The organism is Mycobacteriales bacterium (genome assembly GCA_035533475.1).
Classification (GTDB): Bacteria; Actinomycetota; Actinomycetes; order DATLTS01; family DATLTS01; genus DATLTS01.
Genome location: DATLTS010000061.1, coordinates 1 through 6,217, shown reverse-complemented (window position 1 = coordinate 6,217; position 6,217 = coordinate 1). Strand labels below are relative to the sequence as shown.

General features: G+C 70.4%; 8 protein-coding genes. 5 read left to right on the top strand and 3 right to left on the bottom strand.

The window, feature by feature from the left end; translation table 11 throughout:
* The 3 genes from VNG13_15040 to VNG13_15030 all read left to right on the top strand — a co-directional run.
* Positions 1-361 (top strand): hypothetical protein (locus VNG13_15040; protein ID HVA61830.1); only part of this gene is annotated, 361 nt, incomplete at its 5' end.
* 15 nt (positions 362-376) lie between these two features.
* A complete protein-coding gene (locus VNG13_15035; GenBank protein HVA61829.1) occupies positions 377-613 on the top strand; it encodes an AbrB/MazE/SpoVT family DNA-binding domain-containing protein in 237 nt (78 codons plus the stop codon).
* Positions 610-1,017, top strand: coding sequence for a type II toxin-antitoxin system VapC family toxin (locus VNG13_15030; protein HVA61828.1), 408 nt, complete (start codon positions 610-612; stop codon positions 1,015-1,017). The genes VNG13_15035 and VNG13_15030 overlap by 4 nt, the downstream gene beginning before the upstream one ends.
* A gap of 664 nt (positions 1,018-1,681) precedes the next feature.
* Here VNG13_15030 and VNG13_15025 read toward each other — a convergent pair.
* Both VNG13_15025 and VNG13_15020 read right to left on the bottom strand, forming a co-directional pair.
* Entirely contained in the window at positions 1,682-2,380 is a 699-nt protein-coding gene (locus tag VNG13_15025; GenBank protein HVA61827.1) for a replication initiator, read from the bottom strand.
* Positions 2,370-3,743, bottom strand: a complete 1,374-nt coding sequence (locus VNG13_15020; protein HVA61826.1) for an FtsK/SpoIIIE domain-containing protein — start codon at positions 3,741-3,743, stop codon at positions 2,370-2,372. Before VNG13_15020 ends, VNG13_15025 begins: the two co-directional genes overlap by 11 nt.
* Before the next feature lie 245 nt (positions 3,744-3,988).
* On the opposite strand from VNG13_15020, the gene VNG13_15015 reads away from it, so the two are divergent.
* Complete coding sequence (locus tag VNG13_15015; protein ID HVA61825.1) at positions 3,989-4,279, top strand: helix-turn-helix domain-containing protein; 291 nt, start codon at positions 3,989-3,991, stop codon at positions 4,277-4,279.
* On the top strand, positions 4,270-4,983 hold the full coding sequence (locus VNG13_15010; protein ID HVA61824.1) for a hypothetical protein: 714 nt from the start codon (positions 4,270-4,272) through the stop codon (positions 4,981-4,983). Before VNG13_15015 ends, VNG13_15010 begins: the two co-directional genes overlap by 10 nt.
* Positions 4,984-5,440: 457 nt before the next feature.
* On the opposite strand, the gene VNG13_15005 is transcribed toward VNG13_15010, so the two are convergent.
* A complete protein-coding gene (locus VNG13_15005; protein ID HVA61823.1) occupies positions 5,441-5,782 on the bottom strand; it encodes a hypothetical protein in 342 nt (113 codons plus the stop codon).
* Between the last annotated feature and the right edge of the window lie 435 nt (positions 5,783-6,217).

The window sequence follows — 6,217 nt, the reverse complement described above, 5'->3', positions numbered from 1 at the left end:
GCAGAACCGGGGCTGCCTCCGGGGTCGCCTCCAGCCGGGCAAGCGCGTCGTAAGCGGTCGCTCTAGGTATCTTCAGAGCGTGACGCCCAAGGAGATCGTCGTCGACGAGCGCGGCCGGACCAGCTTGGCTCGGGTACGCAGTCGCGACTTCGAGCGCTACGTCGCGGAGGAGTTCCCCGACGGCACGCTCGTGCTGACCCCCGCCGTGACGGTTACCGCCCTCGAGATGGCTGCCTTGCGTGATCCCAAGGTCCGGGCCGCGGTCAAAGCCGCTAAGGCCGGCGAGGTCACCAGGCCAAGGGCGTTCCCGGGATGGAAGTGCCGGCCATTGGTGCAGGCGCTCCCAGCGCTGGGATTCTGATGGTAGCCTTATCCCATGGAGGCGATCATCGACAACGCCGGTCGGGTGGTAGTCCCCAAGCCGATCCGCGACGCACTAGGGCTGCTACCGGGAACGAAGGTCGATATCTCGCCGTACGGGGCTGGGGCGCAGCTCGTGCCTGCCGGTCGCACCGCTAGCCTGGTAGAGGAGAACGGTCAGCTCGTCGCCGCCGGTGAGACGCCTGTCGACGACGACACCATGTTCGCCCTCATCGACGCTGGCCGTAAGTGACGGTGGGCGTTGACACGAGTGTCGCGGTACCTTTGCTCGTCCGCTCGCATCGTGAGCACGACGCGGTCGTGCGGTGGTGGGACGGGCAGCAGCTTGCGCTGAGCGGTCACGCTCTCGTGGAAACCTATTCGGTGCTCACCCGGCTACCCGGCGACGCGCGGCTAGCAGCACCCGACGCCGCCCGGCTGCTCGCGACCCGATTCGCATCCCCCCTCTTGCTCAGCGGCCCGCGCTCCCGCCGGCTACCGGAGACGTTGAGCCGCCTGGGCATCGCCGGTGGTGGCGTGTACGACGCGATGGTGGCCCTGGCCGCCAAAGACCACGGCGTGCCTCTTGCCACCCGAGACGGCCGGGCCCGCGGCACCTACGAGGCGGTCGGCGTCCACGTCATCGTCGTCACCTGACCACGACCCAGAGAGAGATCACGACTCGGCGCCAGCTTCATCGCCCCCGGCATCGTCGCCGGGCGCACCCTGTTCAGACCGACCCGCCGCGACGGACCCGCCGCGGTCGCACCCTTCGCCTACGCCGCCACATGCGACTACATGAAGTACACCGGCGGCGCCTTCACAGTCTCCTGATGGCGCAGCGAGTGCCGCGGCACTCGCCTGGTCGTCCTGCCTGCGATCGACACGACCGCGATCGACACGACCGCCATACCGGCGTTTTCGCACTCGGGTACCGACCTGCGACGCTTGGCTGGGCCGCATCCGCATCCCCATGTCGGCGTTGCGGCCGGGTAGCCCTACCAGGCGGATCGGCATCGGGCGCTCAGCAGAGCCTCGCCAGCCGGGTACTCGGTGGCGAGTTCCACGCCGACACCGCGCTATGAGATCCTCGTTGCCGACTCGCCACCGAGCATCCGCTCCATCGACTCGGCCGCGTCGCGCAGCAGCGTCGGCATCACGTGTAACGGCACAGTCGGATATCAGAATCGTCTGAATGGGGTGCGTGGAGATCAGTTCCGGGACGGGCGGCGGCTGAGGTTTACGGCGTAGTTCGTTCAGTCGCCGGCGGAGGCGCGTTGCCAGGCGACGGCGACGCTGTCCTTCACCCCTCCGGGCCTCGTCACCGCACCGCCGACGAGGGGAAGAGGGCCACCGGATGACGGGAATAGCTTGCATCCGTCGGCGTGAACCCCACCCGGGCGGCCAGCGCCCGGTAGAGATAGATCGTCGTACGGCGCCACAACTCGGGCGCCAACGCGTTGAACAACACGGCACCGGAGTAGTCGAAACACCGTCCGCAAAGCGCCGTTCCGATCGCTGCGTCGCCGCTTCGGTGCACCTGCGGGCAGCTGGTCGAACGGCCGTGCGGGCAGTGCGGCGACTCGCCCGCCCGCGGCGGTCGGCAGATCCGCGCCCGACCGCGGCGGGTTCGAGCCGAGTGCACGGCGCCGAACGACGGCGCGGTGAACATGGCGAACACCCGCGGATGCTCCCCGACCGACTCCGGCAGGCCGTTCCCGCCGCGTAGCCCGGCGGCGACCAGCTGCCAGGTGTCCGCGCGGTAGACCGCCGAGCACGGCGGGCACACCGCGGCCCGACGGTTTCCGCAGGCGGTCAGCAGCGCCCCGTCCGGTTCGACCCTCGTCGAGTAGGCGCCCAGGATCTCACCGGTGCCCGGATCGACCCGCCAGCCCGCCCCGGCCAACCGGACCGGCGCCGCGCAGTAGCCGGTGGCCCGCACCTGGGCCCACCACCGCTCGTAATCTGGCGCACCGGCCCGCGCCACCAGCTCGGCCGCGAGCCGCGGATTAGCGCGCATCGCTGACCACCCGCAACGGAGGGCGGACCGCCGACGGCGCCGAAGGCGTCACCCCGCGCAGCTCCTCGGCTTGGCGAGCCAGCCGGTCCAACGCCGCGTCGTCGAGGTAGAACGCCTTGCACCGCACCGGCGCCCCGCCCTCGTGCAGCAGGTAGCCCACGCCGCGGTGCGCCGCATCGACGTCCGCCGCGGAATAGTCCTGCGCGGCCCAGCCCTGGCCGAGGATCGTGTCCGAGGCTTGCGGGGTGCAACACCGCAACGCCCAACGAAAGCCGAACAGATCCCGCAACGCCGACGGCACGATGTCCACCGACGGCTTTTGGGTCGCGGCCAGCACAATGATGCCGGCGGCCCGACCGCGGGCCACCAGGTCGCGGGTCAACTCGGCGAACTCCACCCGGGCCTTGCGCTCGCCGGTGTGCAGATAGAACGCCAACTCATCACAGACCACGACGTGCAGCGGCAAGCCGAGCTCGGGGGTGACCTTGCGCGCCCGATGCGCCAGCAGCAGCTGGTAGCGGGCATCCATCTCGGTCTGCAGCGCGGCGAGGACCCGGTTCGCCTCGGCCAAATCCGGGCCGACGCTGTAGTGGGCCACCCGGTTCCAGCTCGCCAGCTCCACCAACTTCCCGTCGAAAAGCCACAGCACCACCGTCGGGTCCAGCGCCGCGCTCGCCACCAGCAGCGACAGCGCCGCCGACTTCCCGGCGCCGGGTTCCCCGCCGAGGAGCAGGTTGCGCTCCGGCAGCGAGACGCTCACCGTCTCCCCGTCCTCACCGACGGCGAGCGGAATCGGCTCCCACAGCGAGACCCGGGCCGCGTCCGCGCGCGGCCACACCCGCTCCCGCCCGTCGCCGAGGGGATCGCGTCGCACGACCAGCACCCGGGCGTGCCGGGCGTTCACCGGGTCGCGGGTCACCCGCACCGTCCGGGCGTGCAAGGCGGCGGCCAGCACGTCCTTGCCGGCCTCCAGGTCGGCCACCGCGGTGCCGAAGGGCACGCGCAGCTCCAGCAGATCCCCAGCCGGCACCGGCCGAGCCCGGATCACCCCCGGCGCCGGGCGGTCTTTGAGCGTGGGCAGCGCGGCCGCCCGGCAGCCGCGGCACCAGCGCCGGCGGGCCCGCGCCCGCGACAGGGCCCCCCGCAGCATCACCCGCAGCCGCGGCACCGCGAGAACCGTCACCACCGCGGCGGCCGGGGCGGCCACCCCCAGCGCGGGAGTAACCGCCCCGGCCAGCCACCAGCCGGCCAGCGCCAGGCCCGCGAGCAGACCCAACTCCAGCCGCCACCAGGCCACGGTGCGCACCGCAGCGTCCAATAGCTGTTCACCGATCGACGGCTCGCGCCGCCGGAACTCAGCCACCGAGACCAGCCAGCAGCGTGTGCGCGACGCCGAGGGCGGCGTCGCGCAGGCCGCGGGCGGCCGCCGTCAACACCGCGGGCACCCACACCAACAGCACAACCAGTGTCTTGAGTCTGACTTGCTGTCAGAGTTTTGGGTTTTGATCAGACAACATCCCACGGGTTCTCCGCTCTATCCCGGAGGATCTGATCATGGCAGACGAACAGGGTGGAACTGGCCGTGCTGGCCGGCGCGCGAAGCGGTTCTTGAGCCCTTCGCAGAAGTACGAGATCTGGTTGCAGCTGGTCCGTCAGGAAGCCACGATCGCCGAGGTCGCGGCGGCCGAGCAGGTCGACCGTTCGACGATCATGCGGATCCGGACGGTCGCGAAGGAGGGCGCGCTGGCCGCGCTCGCCGCGTCCCGGCCGGGGGTGCATGGCCGGGAACGCGACTACGAACTCGAGCTGGCGAAGATCGAGGTGGCCCGGCTGTCCGAGGCGCTCAAGGAGATGGCTGTCAAGCTCATGCTGGTCGAGGGAAAAGGGCGTTGGGGCTGAGTGGCCAAGTCCCACGCCGCGCGGACGCGGCCACCAAGACGGCGCTGCTCGCGCTGCTCGATGCGGCGCTGGCCGGGGGCTGGTCGCTGCGCGGGGCCTGCCGGGTGCTGGAGCTGGACGAGCGTCGGGCGTTCCGCTGGCTGCACCGCCGCGGGCACGGCCAGCTCGATGATCACCAGCCGGGTGGGGCCCCGATGCACGGGCTGCTCCCCGCCGAAGCGGCCGAGATCTTGGCGCTGTTCGACGAGTGGGGCGAGATCGACCGCTCCCACCGCAAGCTCGCGCACCGCGGGTCCTACCTGGGCCGGGTGTGGGTGTCCCCGTCGAGCGTACGGCGGGTACTTCACCGGGCGGACAAGCACTTCCGGCCGCTGCCCCGGCCCGGGAAGAGCGTCCGCCGGCCGTTCCCGGAGTGGGCCGACTACACCCCCAACAGCATCTGGATCTACGACGCGACTCACTTCCCGGCCTGCGGGATGGCCGTGCTGATCATCGAGGATCTGGTCAGCCGCAAGTGGCTCACCGAGATCGTGTCCGCCGAAGAGACCTCCACCCAAGTCGAGCTCGCCTTCACCCAAGCCCTGACCGACGAGGGCATGCTCGAGCTCATCGACGCCCGGTACGGCGACCCCCGGGTCGACCTGACCGTCGACGACGAGCGCCGGCCGATCCTGCTCGCGGTGTCGGACACGGCCCGCAGATGACCTCCGGCTCGACCCGGGAGTTCATGGCCCTGCACGCGATCGCCCGGCACTTCGGCCGTCCCGGCACCCCGACCGATCAGTCCTGGATCGAGAGCTTCAACGGTCACCTCAAACGCGAGCACGCGCACCTGCTCGCGATCCGTGACCCAGCGACCCTGCGCGCCGAGCTCGCCGTCATCCGCCCGATCTGGAACGGGACCCGGCTGCATGCCGGGATCGGCTACGTCACCCCCAACGACGAACACGAAGGACGAGGTGAGGCCATCCGCAAAGCCCGCCAAGCAGGACTCGAACAGCCCGACTCCGCCGGCTTGCCTGGCACCGCCACAACCGGCAAGATCAACCCGTCCCGGAACCCCACGATGTTGGCTAATCAAACGCGATCTTGCGACATTAAGTCGGACACACGTCACCAGCAGGCAGAACGCTTTGAAACGCATCGCGGCACCACCCCCGCTCAGGCGGCCGGCTTGCCGGCCGAAGCGCCCACGGCGCCGGCGGGCAGCGCCTCGACCCTGGCAGCCTTAAACGACACCCCGGAGCGCTCCCCCATCGACCACGGCAGCGCCACCAGCCCGACCACCCGCACCGGCGTCCCCAGCGTCAAACCCTTCGGCTCGCCCGGGACCTTGACGTTGATCACCTCGGCGCCCTCGCTGGACAGCGCCACCAGCTGCAGCGCGAACAGCGGCTCGCCGTTTTCATCCGCCTTCGGCCGGCGGGTTTCGAAATCGACCACCGGCTCAGGTGCCAGCCCCACCAGCAGGGTCAGCCCGGTGGTGTCGATCGGTAGACGCATTGCCATCGCGCACCTCCATGCGCTCGAAAGGATCGGACGAAGGCATCGTCGAGGCACGCGCACGGACATCGCCAGCCCAGCTGCGGACAACTGCGAGTCATCCCGACGGGGCCCGAGTTGTCCGAAGATGCGGCCGGACGTCCTGGGACATCCCGGGGCATCGTGAGACGCGCCGAGTTGTCCACAGATGTCGGGCGCGCCCATGAAACTAATGAGGGCAGCCGGGCTCATGGGAGGCTCGGCTGTAGCAGCGGCCGGCGGGTCAGCACTCACGGAAACCGGCTCCTTCGGGAGGCCTAGCCTTGATCTTTCACGCTGGGCACAGCTGATCATTTGAGTGATCGTTTTGGGCGCCTGGTGCGGGCTGCTGGTTGGCGCTGTGTGGTGGTAGCGCGGGGGGGTCGGGTTGGAGGTATGCCTCGGGGCCGGCTGTCG

What these genes read in the sequence shown, in the direction of transcription:
- VNG13_15035 (HVA61829.1), top strand. Translation starts at nt 377, where the DNA reads ATGGAGGCGATCATCGACAACGCCGGTCGGGTGGTAGTCCCCAAGCCG.
- VNG13_15025 (HVA61827.1), bottom strand. Translation starts at nt 2,380, where the DNA reads ATGCGCGCTAATCCGCGGCTCGCGGCCGAGCTGGTGGCGCGGGCCGGT.
- VNG13_15005 (HVA61823.1), bottom strand. Translation starts at nt 5,782, where the DNA reads ATGCGTCTACCGATCGACACCACCGGGCTGACCCTGCTGGTGGGGCTG.